The 25122-nt window shown below is 59.2% G+C and carries 24 protein-coding genes and 1 pseudogene; 12 read left to right on the forward strand and 13 right to left on the reverse strand.

Annotated features, from left to right (window positions below; translation table 11 throughout):
• Window positions 1–116 precede the first annotated feature (116 nt).
• From K6U75_05915 to K6U75_05935, 5 genes are all read right to left on the reverse strand, one after another.
• A complete protein-coding gene (locus K6U75_05915) occupies window positions 117–320 on the reverse strand; it encodes a hypothetical protein (protein MCL6474572.1) in 204 nt (67 codons plus the stop codon).
• Between the two features lie 9 nt (window positions 321–329).
• Complete coding sequence (locus tag K6U75_05920; GenBank protein MCL6474573.1) at window positions 330–857, reverse strand: NYN domain-containing protein; 528 nt, start codon at window positions 855–857, stop codon at window positions 330–332.
• A 130-nt stretch (window positions 858–987) separates the two neighbouring features.
• Window positions 988–1749 (reverse strand): ABC transporter ATP-binding protein, encoded by a 762-nt coding sequence (locus tag K6U75_05925; protein ID MCL6474574.1) that lies wholly within the window; start codon window positions 1747–1749, stop codon window positions 988–990.
• A complete protein-coding gene (locus K6U75_05930; protein MCL6474575.1) occupies window positions 1746–2942 on the reverse strand; it encodes a homoserine O-acetyltransferase in 1197 nt (398 codons plus the stop codon). Before K6U75_05930 ends, K6U75_05925 begins: the two co-directional genes overlap by 4 nt.
• Complete coding sequence (locus tag K6U75_05935; protein MCL6474576.1) at window positions 2939–3220, reverse strand: NIL domain-containing protein; 282 nt, start codon at window positions 3218–3220, stop codon at window positions 2939–2941. The genes K6U75_05930 and K6U75_05935 overlap by 4 nt, the downstream gene beginning before the upstream one ends.
• Before the next feature lie 312 nt (window positions 3221–3532).
• Here K6U75_05935 and K6U75_05940 point away from each other — a divergent pair, with 312 nt between their 5' ends.
• Window positions 3533–4258: a PEP-CTERM sorting domain-containing protein gene (locus K6U75_05940; protein ID MCL6474577.1), complete on the forward strand. Its 726-nt coding sequence runs from the start codon at window positions 3533–3535 to the stop codon at window positions 4256–4258.
• Window positions 4259–4298: 40 nt separating this feature from the next.
• Here the strand turns inward: K6U75_05940 and K6U75_05945 are convergent, their stop codons facing one another.
• Window positions 4299–4610 carry a hypothetical protein gene (locus K6U75_05945; GenBank protein ID MCL6474578.1) on the reverse strand — a complete coding sequence of 104 codons (312 nt, stop codon included), beginning with the start codon at window positions 4608–4610 and terminating at the stop codon, window positions 4299–4301.
• A gap of 137 nt (window positions 4611–4747) precedes the next feature.
• Here K6U75_05945 and gcvPB point away from each other — a divergent pair, with 137 nt between their 5' ends.
• The gene (gcvPB, locus tag K6U75_05950; GenBank protein MCL6474579.1) at window positions 4748–6199 is read left to right on the forward strand and encodes an aminomethyl-transferring glycine dehydrogenase subunit GcvPB; all 1452 of its coding nucleotides are present in this window, start codon (window positions 4748–4750) and stop codon (window positions 6197–6199) included.
• Window positions 6178–6954, forward strand: coding sequence for a lipoate--protein ligase family protein (locus K6U75_05955; GenBank protein ID MCL6474580.1), 777 nt, complete (start codon window positions 6178–6180; stop codon window positions 6952–6954). The genes gcvPB and K6U75_05955 overlap by 22 nt, the downstream gene beginning before the upstream one ends.
• Window positions 6955–6956: 2 nt before the next feature.
• On the opposite strand, the gene K6U75_05960 is transcribed toward K6U75_05955, so the two are convergent.
• The 3 genes and pseudogenes from K6U75_05960 to K6U75_05970 all read right to left on the reverse strand — a co-directional run bounded on the left by K6U75_05960 (window position 6957) and on the right by K6U75_05970 (window position 9780).
• Window positions 6957–7187, reverse strand: coding sequence for a hypothetical protein (locus K6U75_05960; GenBank protein MCL6474581.1), 231 nt, complete (start codon window positions 7185–7187; stop codon window positions 6957–6959).
• A 665-nt stretch (window positions 7188–7852) separates the two neighbouring features.
• A pseudogene (locus K6U75_05965) lies at window positions 7853–8050 on the reverse strand (DUF1559 domain-containing protein).
• A 107-nt stretch (window positions 8051–8157) separates the two neighbouring features.
• Window positions 8158–9780: a D-aminoacylase gene (locus K6U75_05970; GenBank protein MCL6474582.1), complete on the reverse strand. Its 1623-nt coding sequence runs from the start codon at window positions 9778–9780 to the stop codon at window positions 8158–8160.
• A gap of 223 nt (window positions 9781–10003) precedes the next feature.
• On the opposite strand from K6U75_05970, the gene K6U75_05975 reads away from it, so the two are divergent.
• The 5 genes from K6U75_05975 to dtd all read left to right on the forward strand — a co-directional run bounded on the left by K6U75_05975 (window position 10004) and on the right by dtd (window position 17265).
• Entirely contained in the window at window positions 10004–10198 is a 195-nt protein-coding gene (locus K6U75_05975; protein MCL6474583.1) for a nitroreductase family protein, read from the forward strand.
• Between the two features lie 72 nt (window positions 10199–10270).
• Window positions 10271–12709, forward strand: a complete 2439-nt coding sequence (gene secD / locus K6U75_05980) for a protein translocase subunit SecD (protein ID MCL6474584.1) — start codon at window positions 10271–10273, stop codon at window positions 12707–12709.
• Between the two features lie 70 nt (window positions 12710–12779).
• Complete coding sequence (gene recJ, locus K6U75_05985; protein ID MCL6474585.1) at window positions 12780–14513, forward strand: single-stranded-DNA-specific exonuclease RecJ; 1734 nt, start codon at window positions 12780–12782, stop codon at window positions 14511–14513.
• Between the two features lie 32 nt (window positions 14514–14545).
• Window positions 14546–16816 carry a bifunctional (p)ppGpp synthetase/guanosine-3',5'-bis(diphosphate) 3'-pyrophosphohydrolase gene (locus K6U75_05990; GenBank protein ID MCL6474586.1) on the forward strand — a complete coding sequence of 757 codons (2271 nt, stop codon included), beginning with the start codon at window positions 14546–14548 and terminating at the stop codon, window positions 16814–16816.
• A complete protein-coding gene (gene dtd / locus K6U75_05995) occupies window positions 16816–17265 on the forward strand; it encodes a D-tyrosyl-tRNA(Tyr) deacylase (GenBank protein ID MCL6474587.1) in 450 nt (149 codons plus the stop codon). Before K6U75_05990 ends, dtd begins: the two co-directional genes overlap by 1 nt.
• 9 nt (window positions 17266–17274) lie before the next feature.
• Here dtd and K6U75_06000 read toward each other — a convergent pair whose 3' ends face one another.
• From K6U75_06000 to guaA, 4 genes are all read right to left on the reverse strand, one after another.
• Window positions 17275–17781, reverse strand: coding sequence for a bifunctional nuclease family protein (locus K6U75_06000; GenBank protein MCL6474588.1), 507 nt, complete (start codon window positions 17779–17781; stop codon window positions 17275–17277).
• A 31-nt stretch (window positions 17782–17812) separates the two neighbouring features.
• Window positions 17813–19084, reverse strand: coding sequence for a transcription termination factor Rho (gene rho / locus K6U75_06005; protein MCL6474589.1), 1272 nt, complete (start codon window positions 19082–19084; stop codon window positions 17813–17815).
• A 294-nt stretch (window positions 19085–19378) separates the two neighbouring features.
• On the reverse strand, window positions 19379–19921 hold the full coding sequence (gene hpt, locus K6U75_06010; protein ID MCL6474590.1) for a hypoxanthine phosphoribosyltransferase: 543 nt from the start codon (window positions 19919–19921) through the stop codon (window positions 19379–19381).
• A 124-nt stretch (window positions 19922–20045) separates the two neighbouring features.
• A complete protein-coding gene (gene guaA, locus K6U75_06015) occupies window positions 20046–21599 on the reverse strand; it encodes a glutamine-hydrolyzing GMP synthase (protein ID MCL6474591.1) in 1554 nt (517 codons plus the stop codon).
• Window positions 21600–21834: 235 nt separating this feature from the next.
• Between guaA and K6U75_06020 the strand changes: the two genes are divergently transcribed.
• Genes K6U75_06020 through K6U75_06035 form a run of 4 tightly spaced genes read left to right on the forward strand, consistent with a single transcriptional unit; the run spans window position 21835 to window position 25116 of the window.
• Window positions 21835–22014 (forward strand): Trm112 family protein, encoded by a 180-nt coding sequence (locus K6U75_06020; protein ID MCL6474592.1) that lies wholly within the window; start codon window positions 21835–21837, stop codon window positions 22012–22014.
• 10 nt (window positions 22015–22024) lie between these two features.
• Window positions 22025–22471: a type II 3-dehydroquinate dehydratase gene (gene aroQ / locus K6U75_06025; protein MCL6474593.1), complete on the forward strand. Its 447-nt coding sequence runs from the start codon at window positions 22025–22027 to the stop codon at window positions 22469–22471.
• The gene (locus K6U75_06030; protein ID MCL6474594.1) at window positions 22468–23562 is read left to right on the forward strand and encodes a Xaa-Pro peptidase family protein; all 1095 of its coding nucleotides are present in this window, start codon (window positions 22468–22470) and stop codon (window positions 23560–23562) included. Before aroQ ends, K6U75_06030 begins: the two co-directional genes overlap by 4 nt.
• 18 nt (window positions 23563–23580) lie before the next feature.
• Entirely contained in the window at window positions 23581–25116 is a 1536-nt protein-coding gene (locus K6U75_06035; GenBank protein MCL6474595.1) for a bifunctional metallophosphatase/5'-nucleotidase, read from the forward strand.
• The last annotated feature ends 6 nt before the right edge of the window (window positions 25117–25122 follow it).

The raw sequence follows: 25122 nt of genomic DNA on the forward strand, positions 1-25122 counted from the left end.
ATGTGTTCATCAAAAGCCGCCGAGATACCGGCGGCTGCCTAATATATAGCACAACCGCGCCCCGGAAGTCAACGCTCAGAGGCGGTTGGCTTGATCGCTCTGCAAGTGATGCGTTCCTACGGCCAGTAGTGGTCGTAGAAGAGGGTATCGTACAGCAACTTGCCGAGCGCGACGATGACCCCAAATATCACCAGCGCCTGTCGATAGGTCAATACGCTGGCGGGTAGCAGAGGTAGAGGGATACATAATAACAACCCACCCACCGCGAGCACCAGCAGGCTTGCTCGCAGCAGCCTTCGCCAGCGTGTGGGTGTACTCATGACTCCACCTCAGGCGCGGATGATCTCGCGCTTGACTTCCTCATCCGCGAGGTCTATGAATTCATCAGCCTGTCGTCGCAGTTCGTCGGCGATCATGGGGGAGAGCGTGCGGATGGTGCTGACCACTGCCACACGCACACCCTTCATCTGCACCGCTTCCACCAGCCGCCGGAAGTCGCCGTCCCCGCTAAACAGCACCGCACGGTCGATGTGGTCTGCCAGCAACAGCATATCGATGGCAAGCTCGATGTCCATGTTGCCCTTGATTTCATACTGTCCTGTGGCAGGGTTGTAGTAGCGCTTCTGCGGCTTGGTGACCACCGTGTAGCCGTTGTAGTCCAGGTAGTCCAGGAAGCTGAGCATCGGGTCGAACTCGCCTTCCCGACGCGACGCATAGTAAAAAGCGCGAAGCAACCTGCCTCCTCGCGAGAAGTAACGCAACAGTTTCCCGAAATCGATGTCCCAGCCCAGCTGCTGCATGGTGTAGGTCAGGTTGGGACCGTCAATAAATATAGCAATTCTCTCCACAGGGCGCACCTCCTCTCGCCCGCTGAAACCTTTCTCAACGCGCCTCCAGGCGCGCACTTGCTCGACCAGATTCGCCTCGGTGGAATGAACGGGTTTTCTTTCACAGGGGAAGCCTTGCCCGTTCAGGGTGTATGCCCCATCATCTGGTCACCGCCTCCTCCTCTTCCTCTTCATCGACAGCCGGAAGCGTTTTCAGTACTTCTTCCGCGATAATGCGTTCGGTAACAGGTTCATCGCCCACGATTTTGCCGTCCCGAAACCGCACGATGCGTCGGGCGTGGCGGGCAATGTCCCACTCATGGGTGACCAGCACAATCACCTTGCCTTCGTCGTTCAGCTTCTGGAATATGGCCATAATCTCTTCGCCGCGTCGGCTGTCCAGATTTCCCGTCGGCTCGTCTGCCAGAATCACCGCCGGCTCGTTCACCAGTGCCCGAGCAATGGCGACGCGCTGTTGCTCGCCGCCCGACAGCTCATTAGGGCGCGAGTGGATACGGTGCGCCAGCCCCACTGCCTCCAAGGCTCGCTTCGCTCGCTCGTGGCGGTCGCGGAACCGACCGTTATACAGCAGGGGCAGTTCCACGTTGCGCAGGGCAGTGGCACGCGGCAGCAGGTTGAACTGCTGGAACACGAAGCCAATCTTGCGGTTGCGGATTTCCGCCAGCTGGTTGTCGGTGAGTTTAGCGACCTCTACCCCGTCCAGTTTGTAGGAGCCGCTGGTTGGGCGGTCCAGGCAACCGATGATGTTCATGAAGGTGGACTTACCCGACCCGGATGGACCCATTATCGCCACGAATTCGCCCGGATAAACCTTCAGCGAAACTCCGCGCAGGGCGTGTACATGCGTCTTGCCCAGAATATAGGTTTTGTGTACGTCTTGCACGTCGATGACCGGTGTCATTCGCACTCTTCCTCCAGTTGTTGCATCAGTTTTCGGAGCGGCGGTATCATCTTGCGATACTCCACGAGGAAAGCATCATGCCCGTAGGCGGAATCCATCTCGAAATACTCCGAACGCTTGCCCAAACGTTTCAGCATCTCGTGGATTTCGCGCATCACGTAGGGCGGGAACAGGATATCGGAGCGTATGGAGATAAGCAGCACACGCGCCTGAATGCGGCTGAGCGCTTCTTCCAGACTGGCGTAGCCGCGGCTGATGTCATGCAAATCCATCGCCTTGCTCAGGTAGAGGTAGCTGTTGGCGTCGAAGTCGCGCTTGAGCAACTTCTCGCCCTCCTCATGAAGGTATCGCTCCACGTCAAAGCGGGCATGCAGGTCATGCTCGAGTGCGCTCTCCTGGCTGGCGGGTTTGCGTCCGAACACCTGTTGCATAATCTCATCGGAGAGGTAGGTGATGGTGCCTATCATGCGGGCAAGCGCGAGCCCCTGACGCGGTTTTTCACCGTCCTCGTAGTACTCGCCCTTGCGCCAGTTGGGGTCAAGCATGATGGCACGCCTGCCCACCTCGTTGAAAGCGATGGCTTGCGCCGACAACCGCGCACTGCAGGCGATTGGAGCCACCGCGTCCATAAAGTCAGGATACATCACTGCCCATTCCAGCGCCTGCATACCGCCCATCGAGCCGCCGGTGACCAGCTTGAGCTTTCGCACGCCCAGATGGTCCAACAGCACCCGCTGCACACGCACCATGTCGCGGATGGTGACGATGGGGAAGCGCAGTCCGTACGGCTTGCCGGTGCGCGGATCGATGGAAGCGGGTCCGGTGCTACCACGACAGCTACCCAGCACGTTGGGAGCGATGACGCAGTATTTCTCGGTGTCGAACACCTTGCCGGGACCGATGAGACCATCCCAGTAGCCTACCGTGCGGTTGTACGGTGCATACTTGCCCGCAGCGTGCGAGCTGCCTGTTAGCCCATGCAGCACCAGGATGGCGTTGTCGCGTGTGGCGTTCAGTTCGCCGTACACCTCATAAGCCACATCCACGCGCGGTAACGTTTGTCGGTTCTCCAGCACAAAGGGCTCTTCGGGCGAGGCGAAGGTGAAGATGTGCTTCACGATGTTTTCGCCCACCGAAGCGACCGCTTCGTCTTCCTCCACCGGCAACAGGTACGCGGCAGACTCCGTGCTCATCCCACCACCCACTCCTCGGCGCCGTTGACGCCGATGGTGCTGACGGTGATGCCCTGTTCCTTCAGAAACTCGATGGCGCGGTGCAGCTGCGCCGACGAGCCAGTGAGCTCCAGAAACACAAATCCCCCGATGTGCGGGTCGATGTTCGCCCGGCGGATGTTGGGTATCAGGTCAAAGTCCTTCACCAGCCGGTAGACGATAGGCTCCTTTACCCGCTCCAGCGGGAAGTTCAGCTGCACGCGGATGGTTTCCACCGCGTCTTTTTGCTCTACAGGCATGGATGTACCGCCCTCCTTCAGAAATTAAGACGCAACACCTGCCCCTGCCGTTGCCACTGAGGGCAGAGGGTTTCTGGATTTAAGTGTACCCCAATTCGCGGCGACCGACGAAACCGTATCGCGAATGCGCGAGAAGATTCGAAGTCGCCTTGCCTCGCCTGTACGACAGGCATCCCGAGTTAAAGTGGAGATAACAAAAGTTCACGGAGAATCCTTGCAGCCGGCAATAAAACCTGCTTTACTGGGAGCAAACAACATGCTATAATAGAGGCGACTATACTCTCTGACGTGAAAGGAGGCATGAGTTATCCAATGCGAATCTCTAAATTGCTCGTAGCTGTGGCGTTGGGCGTGCTGGCTCTGACAGCGGAGGCGCAGCTCAGCGTCGGTATCAACGCCGTTAACAACGCCACCATACAGCCTGCAGGCCCTCGGACGGGTGTTAACGGCAAACGATTTTTCAACATCGAGGGGAACAATTTTGGCAGCTTCGCCAGTTTTGGCGTGGTGGACTTTTCTGCCGCCGACCTGAACCTGACCCTGCCTGTGGTCGACATCCAGTTCATCACCCTCAAGCTGTATGATGCACCCGCCAGCTTCAGTGCAAACGGCACCGTGCGCTTCTGGCTGAGTGAAGACACCGCCACCGATATTGAGCCCGGAACCTCACCTTTGCGCTGGGACGCAACTGCATTGCCAGATGGGGTTGGTACGCAGCTGAGCCCGGTGCATCTTCTGGGCACAGGTGCGTACGTCAAAACCGCCAACGACACCGAATTTGTGTATGCGCTGTCACTTCCAGCCGCAGCGAAGCCCTACCTGTTGGGCCAGATTAATAGTGCGGGAAAGATACGCCTCGTCGTGACTCCAGCCGAAGATACAGTTGCAGCCACCTACGCCGGCTACAACAATGCGAACATCCGCGCACCGCGTTTGGAAATGGAACTGGTGCCCGTGCCGGAACCTGCCTCGGTAGCGGTATTGCTGCTGGGAGTAGGAGGGTTGGCAGGAGCGTCATTGCGGAGGCGTGGGCGCTAATCCGCCTCGTGTGTTAGCCCGGGAGTACACTCCCGGGCTACTACTTGGTAACGGGCTCTGATGGCGGCTTCTCCAACCCTTTGCTGGGCGCAACCCCCAGAGCGGCAAAATACATCTGCACTCCTTTGTTAGCAATGAGAGAGCCTGCCAGCGTCATCACAATCAGCAATCCCAGTTTTTTCAATACCTCTATCCCGATGTGCCCCAGCCTTGGCAGAGATTTGTCGGCGGAGGGAAGGGGGGCGGTGAACATCTGATGCGCCTCTCGGAACACAATCCATAGCACACCGACGCCCAGCACAAAAACGGCGATACCCAACAACCGACCGATCCAGTCTCCTCGTATCTTCAATGCCACATGCCCCCATTTGGAGTCCCAGTATATGTTATCGGAAAGAGCGCAAGATGGCAAGCTGTGTGCGCTTGCCCTGCAAGCTACTACTGTGCTATTATACAGGTGGTGAAACCGTACGTACAGGAGCAACTGGCATGGAACCCTTGATTTATGAGCTCTCCTCGCCGGGCAGATGCGGTGCGAACCTGCCGGAGTGCGATGTGCCGGAGCGACCGGTGGAGGACTTGCTTGGCGCGGAGAACCTGCGCGAAGACCTCCCTCTGCCTGAAGTCAGCGAACTGGACGTCATGCGGCACTTTGTGCGCCTTTCGCAGCGCAACTACGGTATCGAGATTGGCTTTTACCCGCTTGGTTCCTGTACCATGAAGTATAACCCGCGTGTACACGAGAAGGTTGCCTCCCTGCCAAACTTCACCCAGCTGCATCCACTGCAGCCCGAGACGACCGTGCAGGGCGCGTTACAGCTGCTGTGGGAACTGCAGCAATATCTGGGTGAGATTGCGGGCATGGATGCGGTTACCCTGCAGCCTGCTGCGGGAGCGCATGGCGAAATCCTCAGCCTGATGGTCTTCAAAGCATATCATGCCAGCCGTGGGGAGGCGGCACAACGTAAGGTGGTACTCGTACCCGACTCGGCGCACGGAACCAACCCGGCCTCGGCAGCATCCTGCGGCTTCACCGTGCGCACCCTGCCCTCTGACGAGCGCGGTTGCATTGACCTGAAAGCCCTGCGCGAGGCAGTGGGACCGGATACTGTCGGGTTGATGCTGACCAATCCCAACACGCTGGGACTGTTTGAGACGCAGGTGCGCGAGGTGTGCGACGCGGTACATGAGGCAGGTGGGCTGGTCTACTGCGACGGCGCGAACATGAACGCCCTGCTGGGCATCGCGCGACCGGGCGACATGGGTTTCGACGCGGTGCACTTTAACCTGCACAAGACCTTCTCCACGCCGCACGGCGGAGGCGGCCCAGGCGCGGGAGCCATCGCGGTCAAAGCCTTTCTGGAGCCGTTTCTGCCTGTGCCGGTGGTAACGCGCCGCCCCGACGGCAGCTTCGCACTGGATTACGACCGCCCACAGAGCATCGGACGTATCCACTCGTTCCTGGGCAATTTCCTGAACGCAGTACGGGCGTACGCCTATATCCGAACGCTGGGACCGGGCGGGCTGAAAGCGGTTGCTGAGCACGCCGTTCTGAACGCCAACTACCTGCGCGTCAAGCTGCAGGACATTTTGCCTGCTGCCTATGACCGCATGTGCATGCACGAATGCGTGCTGACCGCGCAACGCTACAAAACGGAGTACGGGGTGCGCGCGCTGGACATCGCAAAGCGGCTTATCGATTACGGGTTCCACCCCCCGACGATGTACTTCCCGCTGATTGTGCCAGAGGCGCTGATGATCGAGCCGACCGAGACGGAGAGCGTGGAGACGTTGGACGCCTTTGTAGACGCACTGCACCGCATTGTCGGGGAGGCGCGTGAGCATCCCGAGCTGCTTCATGAGGCGCCCCATCATACGCCTGTGCGCCGGCTGGACGAGGCGAAGGCGGCAAAGGAGCTGTGCGTCTGCTGGCAGCCGTGAGCGGTATCTGGAGGCTGATACACGACGGGGCGGGCGACGCCGCGCGGAACATGGCGGTGGATGAGGCGATTTTGGAGTCTGTCATTGCGGGCGCGCAGCCTCCGACGGTGCGCTTCTATCGCTGGGCAAAACCTTCCGTCTCCCTCGGACGCCTGCAACGCGCGGAAAAGGTGTTGAACATGTCCCTGTGCCGCGAGCGCGGTATCCCTGTGGTACAGCGGCTGACTGGGGGCAAAGCGGTGCTGCACGGGCATGACCTGACGCTGTGCGTGGTGGTTCCTTTGCGCTCCTTTGCGCCCGCACGTCGGGTGCTGGATGTGCACCTGCGACTGGTGTCTGCGCTGGCGAGGGGTTTCAGGATTCTGGGTGTCGACACCCGTCCCGTTGTGCAGGCGGAGCGGCGCCTCTTGAAGGGTTCTCACGCCAACTGCTTTGCTCACGCGCTGCCCGGCGACCTGACCACGGAAGACGGCGTGAAGCTGGTCGGTGGGGCACAGTACCGGCGGGCAGATGTGGTGATGGAGCAGATGAGCATTCCTGTTGGCGATTTACCAGCGAGCCTGCGAAACGTTCTGTATCCCTGGAATGAGCCTCCCGAAACGCCCCTGAAGGGCATTGCACTGGATGAACTGATACGGGCAATCCAGGAGGGCGTGGCATCGGAGTTGAGCATACAGTGGCAACCCGCCTCGCTCGACCCCGACGAAATCGCCCGTGCTGAGCGTCGGCGGGCAGAGTACGCTTTGCTGGAGTGAAACTACCGGTCCAGCTGGGGCGCGACAAATCCTTTGGGCGGCTGGTATTTGCCTTTGCCTGCCCCCTCGTATCGGGAGGAGGCTTCAGCGATACCTTGTAGTTGCTCACGGTGTATCTCGTATGCCTCCTGCGGGGTAATCGCAGGGCGGGTGGCGCGGTACGATAGCGCCGCTATCACCACAGCCAGCAATGTAACCGCTATCAAAACCAGGGCTAGGGCTTTTGACCGCATGTTTCGGTGCCTCCTGTTGTGGTTCCGTACGTCCGTCCGGCAAGAGTATCTGGAGGTTTACCCCCTCCGCTGTGAACATACCCCCGCGCCATGCAGAAAAACGGACAATCTGATCTCACCCCACGAAGGACTCTCGCGACCCACTAGGGTGTCCGATGGTAGGGCGAGTAGTGCATGGTGCCGCCAGCCTCCACACTAATCAGCCCTTCGGGAGAGCGTACCCATTTGGCATGCCCGTCGATGAACGCGACGGTGACCCCACGCAGGTGCCTCTGGTAGATGCGCACTTCGTCGAGAGACACAATTCCAGGCAAGCAATGACCCACAACCTCGCAGTCGAGATTGCGCCAGAGAGTGTACAGACGCCAGCCTCCGTCGTTGTCGGTCATGAGGAAGTTCTGTGCAGGTTGAGTCACCTCGCTGAGGGTACGGAAAAGGGTATCATCATAGAACCGAGTACGAAAACTTCGGTAAGACAGGCTGAAGTTCACGGAGTAATCCCAAGGCAGATACCGGGCGCAGGGGTCGGTGGCCGTGGGCCAGCAGTAGCCGTGCTGCAACGCGCTCGGGCACTGTCCGATGCCCCGGTTGCGCACGTAGGGCATGAGCGTCTCGATGAAAGTGGTTTGGAACCCCTCGCCAACATCGTACCTCATCAGCGTACCGGGGAAACTCTCATCATAGTCCTGAGCGTACATCAGGGTGGCCTGAGATAACTGGCGCAGGTTGCTGACGCAGGAAGCCTGCCTGCCTTTCTCGCGTGCCTGCGCAAAAACCGGGAACAGGATGGCTGCGAGTATCGCAATGATGGCAATCACAACGAGGAGCTCTATCAAGGTGAAGGCGGCCCGCTTTTTGTTCATTGTTTGACCTCCCTTAGCCAAAGAACTTAGTGTGTCTTGATTATACCGCGCATATCCGGTGATTTTCAACCAGTCGACATGGCAGGTGGATATAATGAAATAGAGTTCTAGCAATGTCTGTTTTTGTCCAAAACCGTGCCTGCCCTTACGCCGGTAGGCACGCCATGTTCCAGTGCCGTTTTGCCCGCGACGAACACATATTCGATGCCCGCGGGTATCTGATGCGGCTCATCAAAGGTAGCGCGGTCGGCGACGGTGAGGGGGTGGAACACGGTGATGTCCGCCACTGTGCCCTCGCGCAGCACGCCGCGATCTCGCAACCCCAGCCTCTGGGCGGGCAAGCCGGTCATCTTGTACACCGCCTCCTGTAGAGTGAGAAGGCGCAATTCGCGGGTATACCGCCCGAGCACGCGCGGGAAGGTTCCGTAATTGCGGGGATGCACCCGGTCTACGGACATCTTACCGAGCGGTGCGGTGGCGATGGCGTCCGAACCAATCATGGTCAATGGATGGCGTAACACGGTCTGCACGTCCTGCTCGCTGAGGGTGAAGCGCGCTGCGCTGACGAAGGTATGTTCTTCAATCAGAATGTCGAGCACGCAGTCCAGCGGATGGCAACCACGCTCGCGGGCGATTTGGGCGATGCTGTGTCCCTGCAGGTCGCGATGATTCCTCGCAACGGCAATCACCACGCGGTGCCAGTGCGTCTCGTGTTCCCAGTCGGGGTGCAGGGTAAGGATTTCCGCCTTAATTTGCTCGCGGATGCCAGGGGACTGCAGGCGCGTCACGATGGCGTCAGGCCCGCCTTCGGTCGCCCAGTCGGGCAGGATGCCGGTAAGCAGGGAGGTGAGGTAGGCATCGTAGGGATACTCGTCGAGCATGACATCTAGCCCGCGGGCGCGCGCCTCTTCCACCATTTGCAGGGTGCGTTGTACCAGCCCCCAATTACGCTCGCCGTCGGCCTTATGGTGGGAGAGCTGCACGGGGATGCCCGCCTCCTCACCGATAAGCAATGCCTCCTGCACCGCCTCAAGCAGGTGGTCTGCCTCGTCGCGCAGGTGGGTGGAGTAGAAAAGCCCGAATCGCGCTGCCGTCTTTGCCAGCGCGATAATCTCCTCGGTTTGGGCATAGGAGCCCGGAGCGTACTCGAGCCCGGTGGAGAAGCCCCACACGCCGTCTTCCACAGCCTGTTCGATAAGTGCCTGCATACGGCGCAGCTCGTCGGAGGTGGGCGGTCGGCGCTCCATGCACATCACCCGCTTGCGCAAGGTGCCGTGAGCGACTTGGGGGATGATATTGGTGGCGGTTCCGGTTTCTAGAACGCGCTCATGGAAACGCGCCAGCCTGCCTTGCCAGGTCACGCGGATGCCGTAGGGTGCAAGCCAGCGTCGCTCATAGGCGAAAATAGGTTCGTCGGTGATGAGCCCCATCGCGATGCCGCAGTTGCCGACCACCTGCGTGGTGATGCCCTGCACGAGGGCGGAGGTCTGCTGGGGGTTATAGAGCAGGCTGATGTCGGAGTGGGTGTGGATGTCGATAAAGCCGGGTGCGACGCAAAGCCCGGCGACCTCCAGCACACAATGTGCCTGCGCCTCGCGCAGGTCGCCGATGGCAGCAATGCGCTCGCCCACGATGCCCACATCTGCGGCGACAGGAGGCGCGCCTGTCCCGTCCACCACCGTACCGCCGCGCAGTATCAGGTCAAAGCAATGTGATTGGTTCCGGTTCACGCTTTCACCATCCGTTCGCATAGTATTGTACCTGACGGCCGCCCGTTTTTGCGCCCCCGCCAAAAAGTATGGCACGTCGCGAAAGCTCTCGCCGAATGCAAAGCATGGGGGCGCGGCTTTACGGTGTGAGAGGCAAATGGCTGACGGTGCGAAAGGAACGGGCTGCCTGCATCCCGAAACCTTCAGTCGCTGATTGTCTTTCACTGGGGAGGTGGCTGCCGAAATGGATCAACGCCTGTCGCTTATCTTTGCCCGCAGGAGCATTCGTCTGTATACATCCGAGCCGGTTGGTGAGGCGGAGGTGCACGCGCTGCTGGAAGCGGGGATGGCGGCTCCCTCTGCACGCAATGCCAGACCATGGCATTTCGTTGTGGTGCGCGAGCGTGAGCGTTTACGCCAGCTCGGGGGAGACGCTTGACGCTCTCCCCGCGATTTTGTATAATTCCGATAGGTTCGTTTGTATTCTGAACAGGTCTGGAGGTTTTCCGCTTTGGATACAAATACCCGCTGGTGGATTGTGATAATTCTGGTGACGCTGGTGTCTGCGTGGGTGGTTATCTTTCAACCGCTCACGACAGGGCGAGGCAAAGAGCCTTTCAAACTGGGACTGGACCTCAAAGGTGGCGTGCGTGTGGTATTGCGCGCGCAGGTGGAGAAGCTTCCTCCCGACAAACAACGCGAATGGCGCCCCGAAAACATGGCTTCCGTAGTGGACATCGTGGAGCGGCGGGTGAACCGCCTCGGCGTGACGGAGTCGGTGGTGGCGCGTCAGGGGCAGGACCGCATTCTGGTGGAGTTGCCGGGAGTGGTCAATGAGCAGGAAGCACTGCGGTTGATACAGACCACCGCCCAGCTGGAGTTCTGGTACCTGCCGTCGGTGCAGAACGAGCGCAATCCCATGGCGCGTTACCGCATCGAGCAGAGGCAAGAAGGCGGTCGGGAAATCAACGTGGTTTACGACACGGTGCAGCAGAAAGACGTCGATATTACCGAGTTTCTGCAGGACCAGAAAGCGCGCGCTGCGGAGATGGGCGAGCAGAACCCCGTTGTTACCGGTGCGGACCTCAAGCCGAACTGTAAACTGGTGTATGATCAGGTAGGTCGGCCACAGGTGGCTTTCGAATTCAACGCGGAGGGGGCGCGTCGCTTTGGTGACTTCACGCGCAAGCATGTGGGCGAGATATTAGCCATCGTGCTGGATAACCGCATTATCTCCGCACCACGCATTAACGAAGCCATTCTGGGCGGAAAGGGCGTTATCGAGGGCGGCTTCAGCGCAACGGAAGCGGCGGAGCTGGCAACCCTGTTGAACTCCGGTGCTTTGCCCGTGCCATTGGAGATTATCCAGATCGCCAAAGTGGGCGCGACGCTGGGTAAGGAGTCGGTGCGCCAGAGCCTGTGGGCAGGCGTGGTCGGTTTAGGGTTGGTTCTGCTGTTCATGGTGGGCTACTACCTGCTGCCGGGCGTGCTATCGGCGGTTGCGTTGGGTCTGTATACCCTTTATTCTTTGGCGGCGTACAAACTGCTGGGTGTGGTGTTTACCGTGCCCGGTATCACCGCGTTTATCCTGTCCATCGGCATGGCAGTCGACGCCAACATCCTGATTTTTGAACGGATGAAGGAGGAGTTGCGCTCAGGCAAGACGTTGAAGGCAGCTATCGACGATGGCTTCAAACGCGCCTTCACGGCTATCTTTGACTCGAATGTGTGTACCATCATTACCAGCCTCATCCTGTTCGCGCTGGGCACGGGCGCGGTGAAGGGCTTTGCGTTGATGCTGATGATTGGTGTGGCGATCAGTATGTTTACCGCCATCACCGTCACGCGCACGATGCTGTGGACGCTGGTAAGCATGGGCGTTGGCAACAACCCGCGCCTGTTCGGACTGGGGCGACAGTGGCAGACGCACATCGACATCGTTGGTAAGAAAAAGATATGGTTCGCCCTGAGCGGAGCTTTCATTGCGCTTGGTGTGCTGGCGTGGGCGATCGATGGCTTGAAGCTGGGTGTCGACTTTGCAGGAGGCTCGGAACTGCAGCTGCGCTTCGAGAACCCTGTCACGGTGCGTCAAGTACAAAGTGCGCTGGCGCAAGGGGGTTTTCGTGACGCCCGTGTGGTGGTTGGTGAAAATAATCTGGTGTTCATCCGCACGAAAGAAATCACCCCCGAAGAGAAGGAGTCCATCAAGCGTTCCCTTGCCAGTCTGGGCAATCTCGAAGAGCAGAGTTTCACGCAGGTGGGTGGGATTGTCAGCAAGGAACAGACCCGCAAGGCGTTATGGGCAATTATCCTGTCGGAGGTGCTTATCCTCTTCTATCTGGCGGTGCGCTTCGCCATTGGCGGCATCCGCGAGGGATTCAAGTTTGGCGTGGCGGCGGTTATCGCGCTGATTCACGACGTGCTGGTGCTGGTGGGAGCGTTCGCGATTATGGGGCAGCTGCGAGGCTGGGAAGTGGATGCGCTATTCGTGACGGCGATGCTGACGCTTATCGGTTTCTCGGTTCACGATACCATCGTGGTCTTTGACCGCATCCGCGAGAACCTGCGTAATCGCACTCGTGGCGAGACCTTTGCCGACATCGCGAACAAGAGCATTGTGCAGACACTGGCACGCTCGATTAACACCTCGCTCACGCTGATTCTGGTGTTAATCGCCCTGCTGTTTTTGGGCAGTCCAGTGGTGAAGCTGTTGACCATCGCCCTGCTCATCGGTGTCACCACCGGTACCTACTCGTCCATTTTCAATGCAGCTCCGGTGGTGACCTATTGGGAAGAGCTGGCAGAGAGACGCGGGTTGCGGGGGGCAGAGCCGCGTATTGCGCCCGCACAGCCTGCGGAGGCAACGGTCAAACGCGATGGCGCTCCCGAAGCAGGGGTAACCGCCGCAACCGGCAGCAAGCCGCGCCCCAAGCGCCGTCGCCGGGCGTAGGTTTATCGGGAGCGGGCAGAGTCTGCCCGCTCCTTGTGTTTGTGATTGGGATGAGGAGTAGCTGCACGCAGTGAGAAACCAGGTAGGGCGAACACGCTGGATTGTTCAGTCAGGGGATACGGAGAGTATCGCGCGACTCCAGCGAGAGGTGGGGGTCAGCGAAATACTGGCTCGCCTGCTGGTCAATCGGGGTATCACCGAGCCCGAGCAGGCAGAGCGATTTTTGGACCCCGACTGGGATGACCTGCCGGATGCCTTCTTGCTTCCCGATGCGGAGGTCGCAGTCAACCGTATCCTTCAGGCAATAGAACGTAAAGAGCGGATTCTGGTGTACGGCGACTATGACGTGGATGGCGTCACCAGCGCCGCGCTGTGGTTCCATACGCTCAGCAAACTGCGTGCCCGCGTGCAGGCAAGGGTACCGCACCGCAAGCGCGACGGCTACGACATCCGCGTGCCGGTGGTGGACGAGGCGTATCGGCAGGGTGTGAAGCTGATCCTGACCTGTGACTGCGGCATTCAGGCGCACGAGGTGGTGGAACACGCCCGCGACGTCGGCATCGATGTTATCATCACCGACCACCACGAACCGGGAGAGGAGGTTCCCCGTGCGCTGGCGGTCGTGAATCCTCATCTTCCTCATTCACGCTACCCCTTCCCGAACCTCAGTGGGGTGGGGGTCAGCTATCGTCTGGGCGAGGCGCTGGTGCGTGCGAAGGGGCTTTCACCGCAGAATTATCGTCAGTACTTCCTGGACCTTGCCACGCTGGGCACTATTGCGGACGTCATGCCCCTGATGGAAGAGAACAGGGTGTTTGCGTGGTACGGGTTGCCGTTCATCCCGCGCTCGAAGCGACCGGGTGTGCAGGCATTGCTGTCGGTGGCGCGTGTGCCTGCGGATAAGCCGGTGACCATGCGACAGGTACAGTTTGCGCTGGCGCCGCGCATCAACGCGGTGGGGCGGCTGGACGACGCGGCAATCGCGCTGGAGCTGCTGACGACGGACGACCCACAACGAGCTTATCAGCTGGCGCAGGAGCTGGAAGAGCACAACTGGCGCAGGCGCAGCGAACAACAGCGTATTCTGGAACAGGCACTGGAGCAGGCGGCGCACCGCGACATCGCCCGCGAATGGGTGCTGGTGCTTGCCGGGGAAGAATGGGACAAGGGCGTTATTGGCATTGTGGCAAGCAAGGTGCTGGAACAGTATCACCGTCCCACGGTGATGATTTCGCTCGACCCTGAATGCGGGGTAGGGCGTGGCTCTGCGCGCAGTATCCGTCCCTACGATATCTTTCGGGCGATAGAGGCGCGGCGCGAACTGTTCATCGAGTGCGGCGGGCATACGCTGGCAGCCGGCTTCTCCATCCGAACGGAACATATCGAGGAGTTGCGCCAGCACCTGAACCAGCTTGCCCACGTATGGATGTCGCCTGAGGACCTGCTGCCGCGACTGGACATTGACGCCGACATCGAGCCGGCTGAGGTAACCCCGGCACTGGTAGACGAGATAGCCCGAATGGAACCGTTTGGGCACGGCAACCCCGAACCGATGTTCCTGAGCCGTGGATTGACGATTCTAGAGAAAAGGCGGGTGGGAGCCGATGGTTCTCACTGGAAGCTGGTCGTGCGGGGTGAGGCGTTGCCGCCCACGGATTGTATCGCGTTCGGTATGGGTGATTATGATGACCGCTTCGGGGTGGGGGACGAAGTAGACGTGGTGTACACGCCGCAATGGAACGAATTCAACGGGCGGCGCGAAATCCAGTGGCTCGTGCACGACATCCGGCTTAGCCAGGTATAATAGAGTAAAATCGTTTCTCCCCGAGACCCGCAATGACCCAGTCGGAGATGGAACATATCATCCATGATAGCAGCGTCGAGCTGCCAGAGGAACTTCTCGTGCTTCTGGACAGGGTGCGCGAGTATCTTCCTCAGGCGGACACCAGCAACATCGTACGCGCCTATCGGGTGGCGGAGTTCGGGCATCGCGGGCAGACGCGGAGGTCCGGGGAGCCCTATATCACCCATCCACTGGCGGTAGCGGGCATCCTCGCCGAACTGGAAATGGACGTCGCTACCATTTCCGCAGGCTTGATGCACGACGTGGTCGAAGACAGCACCGATGAGAATGGCGGAACCCTGATTACGCTGGATAATATCCGCGAAGCGTTCGGTGAGGAGATAGCTCTGCTGGTGGACGGCGTGACCAAGTTGACCAGCTATCTGGACGTGGAGCGGGAGCTGGAAGAAACCTCCGATCAGGAGAAACGCAAGCGCAAGCGGGAGATTGTGCATACCGCTGCCAACCTGCGTAAGATCTTCATTGCGATGTCGCGCGACCTGCGGGTGATGATTATCAAACTCGCAGACCGCCTGCACAATATGCGCACTCTCGATGCCCTCCCTCGCGAACGACAGATAAAAATCTCCAGCGAGACGTTGCAAATCCTCGCACCGATGGCGCACCGACTGGGTATCTGGCAGATTAAGTGGCAGCTGGAAGACCTCGCGTTCAAGTACCTGGAGCCGGAAAAGTACGCCGAACTCGCCGCGCGGGTGCAACGCACGCGCAAAGAGCGAGAGGAAGACATCAATGAAGCCATCTGCATACTCAAGGAACGACTGGAGAAAGAAAAGATACGCGCGGAAGTGCACGGCAGAGCCAAGCACCTCTACAGTATCTACCAGAAGATGCTGAAGGAGGAGATCGACCTCGACCAGATTTACGACCTGCTGGCAATTCGGGTGATTGTGGATACCGTACCCGATTGCTACCACGCGCTGGGGGTGGTACACGACCTCTGGCTACCCATCCCGGGGCGGTTTGACGACTACATCGCCAAGCCCAAACCCAACATGTATCAGTCCCTGCATACAAAGGTCATCGGTCCACGCCAGCAACCGCTGGAGGTGCAGATACGCACGTGGGAGATGCACCGTACTGCCGACTTCGGCATCGCCGCACACTGGCAATACAAGGAAGGCACGACCCCACAGGACCGGTTTGAACAGCGGATGAGGATGCTGAGACAGCAGCTTTTTGAGTGGCAGGCGGACGGCAAAGACTCTGCCGAGTTTCTGCGTTCGGTGGTCGAATCGCTGTTTAACGACCAGGTGTTTGCGTTCACTCCCAAGGGAGATGTCATCGACCTCGTGGCGGGGTCGACCCCGGTGGATTTTGCGTATCGAGTGCACACCGATGTGGGAAACACCTGTGTGGGCGCGAAGGTAAACGGGCGCATTGTTCCGTTGAACTATCGTCTAAAAAACGGCGATATCGTGGAAATTATCACTCGCCCAAACGCCCGTCCCAGTCGTGACTGGCTGAACTTTGTCAAAACCCCTCATGCCCGTAGCAAAATCAAACAGTACTTCCGACGTCAGGCACACGCCGAAAACGTGGTACGTGGCAAAGAGTTGCTGGAGCGCGAAGCAGAGCGACTGGGCGCAGAGCCCAAAGTTGTCCTGCACGCTGAAGCGCTGGAAGAAGTGGCGAAGCAGCTGAACCTTCCAAACGCGGAGGAGGTGTATGCTGCTGTCGGAGACGGTCGGTACTCGGCGCAGGCAGTGTTGAACCGTCTCCTGCCCAGGATGCCGTTGCAACCGTCGTTGTTCGCCACCGGCAAGGTCATGGAAAGCGAGGCCCGCCTGTCGGTGGACGGAATTGACAACGTCATGATACGTCGTGCCAAATGCTGCACGCCACTGCCCGGCGACGATATCATCGGTTACACCTCGCGTGGCAGGGGTATTACCCTGCATCGCCGTTCCTGCATCAACGTTCAGAACTACCTGCTGAAGGAGCCGGAACGGCTGGTGGCGGTGCGCTGGGAGGAGAAACAGGGCGCCTGTTACGCGGTTTCCCTGCACATCGAGGCGGCAGACCGCACCGGACTGCTTTCCGACATCTCCACGGTCTTTGGCGAATCGCGCACGAATATTACCGCCATACGCACCATGTCAAGGGCAGACGGAACGGCACATATTAACATCACCGTGGAGGTGCGCAGTGTGTCTCATCTGCACAGTTTGATGGACAGAGTACGTCGTATCAGCGACGTGCTGGACATTCGACGCACGGGCAGCCTGGGGGAGGCAGCCTGATGCGGGCAGTGTTGCAGCGGGTTTCTCGCGCTGAGGTCTCCGTGGACGGCGAGCGAGTGGCGTCTATTGGCAAGGGCTATGTGGTTTTGCTGGGCGTGACACACACCGACGATGAGATTGACGCCCGCTACATCGCCGACAAAATCGCCTCCCTGCGCCTTTTTGAGGACGAGGCGGGCAAAATCAATCTGGGCATTACCGACATCGGGGGCGAGGTGCTGGTCGTGTCCCAGTTTACGCTGTATGCGGATTGCCGCAAAGGACGCCGTCCCAGCTTTACCGACGCCGCACCGCCGGAGTTGGCAGACAGGCTGTATCAGCGGGTAGCAGAGATTTTGCGGGAGGCAGGCTTGCCTGTGCAGACAGGCGTGTTCGGGGCGCACATGCAGGTTTCCCTCGTCAACGACGGTCCGGTGACCGTTCTACTGGATAGCCGGAAGGCATTCTGACCCTTTCGTCTACATTGCATCCGCTATCGATTCGAAGACCGGTTCCGCCACGTAGATAGGCGAGCGGGTCCGCAGAGCGAGCGCAATGGCGTCGCTGGGACGCGAGTCGATCTCGATGCTCTCCCCATTGCGCACGATGGTGATTTTGGCGTAGAAGGTGCTCTGCCACAGGTCGTCCACGATGATGCGCTCCACGCTGCCGCCCAACCGTTCGATAACGTTCTTAAGCAGGTCGTGCGTCATGGGGCGGTCGGGCACGTCGCCTTCCAGCGCCATCGAGATGGATAGCGCCTCGTATTTGCCAATCCATATCGGCACGCGGCGCCCGCGGTTGTCCTGCAACAGGACAAAGAATTGAGGGGGTATGCCCGACTCCTGATGCTCGTACACACCCACTACCCGCACCTCTTTCTCATCCAGGCGCCGTGGCTCGATGCGGTCTAACTCGTCGAACTCGTCCGGCGGACCCTCGTCGTCCTGCCAGTCGTCGAACATGTCGCGGAAACGTTCGCTCATGTGAATCCCCCCTCAGCTATCCGCGTGTCCATCAGTCTGTGTCTTTAATATTCTCGACCACCCGCAGGAACTCCTCGTTCGAGTTGGTATGAGAAAGCAGACCGATGAGCTGCTCGATTGCCTGCATGGGTTCCATCGAAGCCAGCATCCGTCGCAGCTTCCACACGCGGCGCAGTTCCTCTTCGCTGAAGAGGAGTTCCTCGTGCCGGGTACCGGAGCGGTTGATATCGATAGCGGGGAAGATGCGTCGCTCCGCCAGCCCGCGATCCAGTACCAGTTCCATGTTACCCGTTCCCTTGAACTCTTCAAAGATAACGTCGTCCATGCGGCTGCCGGTGTCCACCAGCGCGGTCGCCAGTACGGTGAGGCTACCACCCTCTTCGATGTTACGCGCTGCCCCAAAGAACCGCTTCGGGCGATACAGTGCGGAAGGGTCCAATCCACCGGATAGTGTGCGTCCACTGGGGTTGACAGTGAGGTTGGAAGCTCGCGACAGGCGGGTGAGGCTGTCCAGCAGAATCACCACGTCGCGTCTTGCCTCCACCAGCCGCTTTGCCATCTCCAGCACCATGTCCGCCACGCGCATGTGGTTTTCGGGCATCTCATCAAAGGTGGAGCTGACCACACGTCCCCTGACCGAGCGGCGGATATCCGTCACCTCTTCGGGACGCTCGTCCACCAGCAGTACCAGCAGCACGATTTCGGGATGGTTGGTGGTGATGCTGTTGGCGATGGTCTTCAATAGAGTGGTCTTGCCAGCCTTGGGCGGCGACACTATCAGTCCGCGTTGCCCCTTCCCGATGGGCGCAATCAGGTCAATGAGTCGGGCGGAGATGTTTTTGCTGTCGGTCTCCATTCGGATGCGCTCCACCGGGTAGATGGGGGTCAGGTCGTCGAAGTGCGTGCGGTGACGGGCGTATTCAGGGTCCATTCCGTTGACCAGCTCCACCCTCAGCAAGCCGTAGTACTTCTCGTTCTCTTTGGGCGGGCGCACCACGCCGGTAACGGTATCGCCTGTCTTCAACCCGAATCGCTTAATCTGGGTTTGCGAGACGTAGATATCACCGCTGCCGTCAGCGGCCAGGTTGATGTCTCGCCGGAGGAACCCCCATCCGTCGGACAGGATTTCCAGCACACCCTCTGCGACAATTTGTCCGTTCGAGTCGGTGTGTGCCTGCAGGATGCGCTGAATCAGCTCCTGTTTGCGAATGTTGTCTTCTACTTCCAGGCCCCTTTCGCGGGCGATGGCATGTAGTTCTTCCAGCGACTTGCGGTCAAACTCCGCGAGGTCAATCGTTTCCATGCCGGTTTTCACCTTTCAGCGTGTGGATATTCTTTACACACTGCCTCGTACAGTGCGTTATCACGAGGTCGGAAAGTTTGCGAGGTACAATGGCTATCACCTGCGATTCAACGAGATCTCCTGTGCTTTCCGTACAGGTCGGACACCTGTGCCTGGGAGTCTGGAAAAACCTCTGGTTGCTTCACATTTGACGATGGCGAGGAAGACACAGGAACTATCCCACACCTAATTATAGCCTATTTTTCGGTTGGAGTCTACCCCTCTTGCCTGTTTCTTCAAGAGTTTTTTAGGCGATTACCCTGTGGATTCCTCCTGCAGTACGCCGATATACGGCAGGTTTCGGTACAGTCCGGCGTAATCCATTCCATAGCCCACGACAAACACATCGGGCACCGCGAATCCGCGGTAGTCGATGGGCACGTCTACCACGCGGCGTGCCACCTTATCCAGCAGGGCGCACACCTTCACACTGGCGGTGCGGTGCATCTTCATGTTTTCCAGAAGGAACTCCAGCGTCAACCCGCTATCCACGATGTCTTCCACGATCAGCACATGGCGTCCGATGGGGCTTTCGTCCAGGTCCTTCAAGATGCGCACCACGCCAGAGGATTTGGTGCCGTTGCCATAGCTGGAGATGGCCACGAAATCGTAGTCTACCTCTCCATCAATGGCGCGGAGCAGGTCGGAAAGAAACACGGCTGCCCCTTTCAGCACGCCGACCAGCAGGATGTTCTTGTCGCCATAGTCCTGCCGGATTTGCCTGCCCAGTTCCGCCACACGTGCAGCTATCTGTTCTTCGGTAATGAGCGGCTTGATGGTGGGTCGTACCGTTACCATCGCTGTCCCCCCGCGAAATACAAACGCAAGAGGTGGTTAGTGGTATTATGACACATTTTCACGACGTTTTCCACCCGATACGTTCGTGCCCTCGATAAGGTTTTTGCGGCAGACCGTTTTCCGTTCATTCCCACTCAATGGTAGCAGGTGGCTTGCTGGTGATGTCGTACAGCACGCGGTTCACGCCGGGCACCTCTCCGACAATACGGTTGCTGATGCGTTCCAGCACCTCGTAGGGCAGACGCGCCCAGTCGGCAGTCATGGCGTCCTCACTGACGACGGCTCGTACCACGATGGGATGGGCGTAAGTGCGCTGGTCACCCATGACTCCTACGCTGCGTACGGCGGGCAGTACGGCAAACGATTGCCATATCTCGCGCATCAGCCCTGCTCGCCAGATTTCCTCCAGCACGATTTTATCCGCAGCACGCACCATCTCCAGTCGCTCCGGCGTCACCTCACCGGCGATGCGTACCGCCAGCCCCGGTCCCGGGAATGGTTGGCGCCATACCACCTCCTCAGGCAAGCCCAGCTCTGCCGCAACTGCCCGCACCTCGTCCTTAAACAGGTAGCGCAACGGCTCTATCACTTTCAGACGCATGTCCGGTGGCAGGCCGCCTACGTTATGGTGCGTCTTGATGGTCGCGGAATGTTTAGTCGCGCCGCTTTCAATCACATCGGGGTAGAGTGTGCCCTGTGCCAGATAGTCGCACCCGCGCAGCTCATCGGCGTGCTCTTCAAACACGCGAATGAAGGTCTCGCCGATGATTTTTCGTTTCTGTTCAGGGTCTTCCACACCCCTGAGACGCTCCAGAAACCGCTGTCTGGCATCTACGTAGACCAGATGCACCGGAAACAGGCGTGAAAAGGTCTCGCGCACCTGTTCTGCCTCGCCAGCGCGAAGCAGCCCGTGGTCTACAAAAACGCAGGTCAGCCGTTCGCCGCCGATGGCACGGTACACCAGCGCAGCCACGGTCATCGAGTCCACGCCGCCGCTCACTGCCACCAGCACATGCCCGTCACCTACCTGCTGGCAGATCTCCTGCGACGCTTGCTCTACGAAGTTGCCCGGCGTCCAGTCGCCTTTACAACCGCACACCCGTTTCAGGAAGTGGTTTATCAGCTGCTTGCCGAACGGGGTGTGATGCACTTCCGGATGGAACTGCACACCGTAGAAGCGACGCACCGGGTCCGCCATTGCCGCGACGGGTGTAGATTCGGTTACGGCGGTAATTCGGAAGCCGGGCGGTGGCTGCAGCACCTTGTCGCCGTGGCTCATCCAGCAGGTCAGGTGTGTGTCCAATCCGTCGAAAAGAGGGTCTTCAGGTTCCAGGACGGTCAGTTCGGTGCGCCCATATTCGCGGCGTTCGGAGGGTTCCACCACGCCGCCCAGCTGGTAGGTCATCAGCTGGTGTCCGTAGCAGATGCCCAGTATGGGAATACCCAGCTGATAGATTGCCATGTCGGCACGTGGGGCGCCGGTCTCGTATACACTGGCAGGCCCGCCCGAAAGCACGATGCCTTTGGGCTGTCGGCGGGCGATCGCGTCGGCTGGGGTATCTGCCGGAATGATTTCGCAGAACACGTGGCACTCGCGGATGCGCCGCGCGATGAGCTGCGTGTATTGCGCTCCAAAGTCAATGACGAGAACAGTTTCCGTGTTCGGCGGTTGTTGCATGTGGCGTTCCTGGTGCTGAGATTACAGGATAGAATATACCGAAAGGAGGTGTGAAAGTCAACCTGCGGAAATCCCGACGAGCATCCTGCGAAACAGGCTCTGCGAGACGAATGGCGCCACCTTCATAGATTTTCTTAACTACCCGGCACAATACTACCTCTTTTATTGCGATATGGAACTTCATCCGCGAAATATGTTAAAATACGGGCGAGAAAGTCCGGGAGGGCAGGAAGCGATGCCATTAAGTGAGGAACTGTTACGTATACTGGCGTGTCCGGCGTGCGATGACCGACCGCCGCTGCGTCAGGAAAGCGAAGACAGCCTCGTGTGTGACAAATGTCATCGTCGTTATCCCATACGCGATGGCATCATCGAACTTCTGGTCGAAGAAGACCAACAGCACAAGCAGGAATGAGGAGAGAGCAATGCCACGAGTTGCTGTGATTCATGGACCAAACCTGAACATGCTGGGGATACGGGAGACGGAAGTATACGGTCACCTGAATCTGGAGCAGATTAACCAGCGTATTCTCGACCGGGCAAGAACATTGGGGCTGGAAGTGCGCATCACCCAGTCCAACCACGAGGGAGAGATTATCGAAGCCATTCATGAGGCGTTGCAATGGGCAGACGCGCTGATTATTAACCCCGGTGCTTACACCCATTACAGCATCGCTATTCGGGATGCCATTACAGCGGTGCGTTTGCCCACCGTGGAGGTTCATCTTTCCAATATCTATGGGCGTGAGGAGTTTCGGCGGCACTCGGTGACCGCTCCGGTTACTCACGGGATTATCGCGGGCTTCGGGGTGATGAGCTACTTGCTAGCGTTAGACGCGGTGAAATTCATCCTGGAGGAGAGCCGCCGATGAGCCCGCGTTTCGCCCACCGGATAGAACGCCTGCGAGCCCGTATGGATGACCCTTTCCTTGAAGCCTACCTGATCACTTCTCGCCCGAACGTCCGTTACCTGAGCGGTTTTACCGGTAGTGCTGGTTCTCTGTTGATTGGCAGAGATTTTGCGGTGCTGCTGACGGATAAACGGTACACCCTGCGCGCCCAGAAGGAAGCCCCCGGTTTTGAGGTTATCGTGCCCGACAACCCTGACGATGACGTCCTGAAGACCCAGATGGAAACGCGCGCACTGCGAAAGATAGGCTTCGAGGCAAACCATATCACCGTCAAAACACTGGAAGGCTGGCGCGAGAAATATGGCGAGATGGGTGTGGAATGGATAGCCACGAGCGGCGTGGTGGAAGAGTTGAGGCTGGTCAAAGACGCGGAAGAGATTGCCTGTATCCGCCAGGCGTGCGGAATCGCCGATGCTGCTTTTAACCACATTCGGCTTTTCATGCAGCCGGAGACGGTGGAATTGGATGTGGCGATGGAGCTGGAGTTCTACATGCGTCGGCAGGGGGCGCGTCGTCCGGCTTTCGACACCATCGTTGCCTCTGGCGAAAACTCCGCCATTCCCCATGCGGAGACTTCCGAGCGTCGCTTCCGTCCGGGCGACTTCGTGACGCTGGATTTCGGCGCGGAGGTGGACGGCTACTGCTCGGACATCACCCGCACGGTGGTCATCGGTAGGGCAACAGAGGAACAGCGACGCATTTACCGGACGGTGCTGGAGGCGCAGCTGCGTGCCATTGACGCCATCAAACCGGGCGTGAAGGGCTGTGATGTCGACGCCATTGCGCGGCAAGTCATCACCGATGCGGGCTACGGTGACTGCTTCACCCATTCGCTGGGACACAGCATCGGCTTGAGTGTACACGACGGCATGGGCTTTGCACAAAAATCGGAGGTCGTGCTGCAACCGGGCATGGTGTTCACGGTGGAGCCGGGCATCTATATCGAGGGCGTGGGCGGTGTACGTATCGAGGACGATGTGCTGGTCACCGAGGACGGGGTAGAGGTGCTTACACGTGCACCAAAAGAGCTGATGGAGTTCCCTGCTGGCTGAGAAGGAAGGAGAAGAACCATGCGCTTTGTGAAATGCTTGCTCATCGCGACAGGGCTGATGGGGTGGGGTGTGCCATCCCTTATCGCCTCCGACGCGCCGCCGCGCTACTGGAAGTTAACGATTCTGCATACCAACGACACACATGGCAACCTTTTGCCTTTCAACTATCCGGACCCACCCGACCCTAACACCCAGGAAGCACAGCTGGCTCTCCGCCGCAATATCGGGGGCATCGCCCGACGTGCCACTCTGGTGCGCCAGTTGCGACAGGCGTTTGGCACGACGTGGGTCGTGGATACCGGCGATTTCCATGACGGTACGGCATTCTCGATAGAGTATGGCGGCGAGGCAGACGTGGCAGCCATGAATGCTGTGGGCTACACCATCGCCACGCACGGCAACCATGAGTTCAACAATCCCCGCGCCCGCTGGCAAAAGCTGATTGAGATGGCGCGCTATCCCGTGGTGTGTGCCAATGTGGTAGACGCAAACACCAGACAGCCGCTGCTAAAGCCTTACGAGATATTACAGGTGGAGGGGGCGCGCATCGCGGTCTTCGGGCTGGTCACGGAAAGCACGCGCGGCTACCCTGCCACGCGCGAGGGGATAGAGATTCTGGACGCCATCGATACGGCGCGTCGGCTGGTTCCGCAGCTGCGGCAGCAAGCAGACATCGTGATTTTGCTTTCGCATCTGGGGTATGAAGTGGACAGGCGACTGGCGCGGGAGGTGTCGGGCATCGACGTGATTATCGGTGGGCACTCGCACACGCGGTTAGCAAAGCCCGATTTTGTGCCCGCAGGCGACCTGCAGAGCGCATTCCAGAAAAACGGAACGGTTATCGCGCAGGCGTTCCAGTGGGGAGGGGAACTGGGCAAGCTGGAGGTCATCCTGCGCCGCGACCCGGGCACTGGCAAATGGACGTTCATGAGTTATCGCGGTGGGCTGCTGCTGGTTTCTCCGGATATCCCTGACGACCCGGCGGTAAAGGCAGTGGTCGCCCGCTACTGGAAGCCGCTGCAGAACTACTACGGAGTGGTTCTTGGCGAGGCGGAAGACGACTTCACCCGCCGCGGCGACGACTATGCGGAGTACAACCTTGTTGCGGACGCCTTGCGCGAGATGCTGGGCTCGGAAGCGGATTTGGAGAACATGGGCGGCGTGCGCGCCCCCATTTTGCGCGGACCGATAACGCGCTACGACCTCGCGAAAGCCCTGCCGTTCGGCAACACGATGGTGAAGTTTCGGGTGACGGGAGCGCAGCTGCGGGAACTCTTACGACGTACCCGCCCAGCGGTTTCCGGCATCCGCTACCGTTATCAGGGTGGGGAGCTGCTGGAGGTGACCGTGAATGGTCAACCGTTGCAGGATGACCGGCAGTATCTCGTGTCCACCAACAGTTACTTCGCGCAGCGCTACCTGCAGCCGATGGGCATTGCATATGAGGATACGGGCAGGAAACGGCTGGACATCGTGTCAGAATATGTTTTGAAACACAAACGCATCCGACCTGCCTACGACGGGCGGCGCGTGGTGGATAGCTCGGTATACTAGGAGGGT

This window comes from Bacillota bacterium (assembly GCA_023511455.1).
GTDB lineage: Bacteria > Armatimonadota > HRBIN16 > HRBIN16 > HRBIN16 > HRBIN16.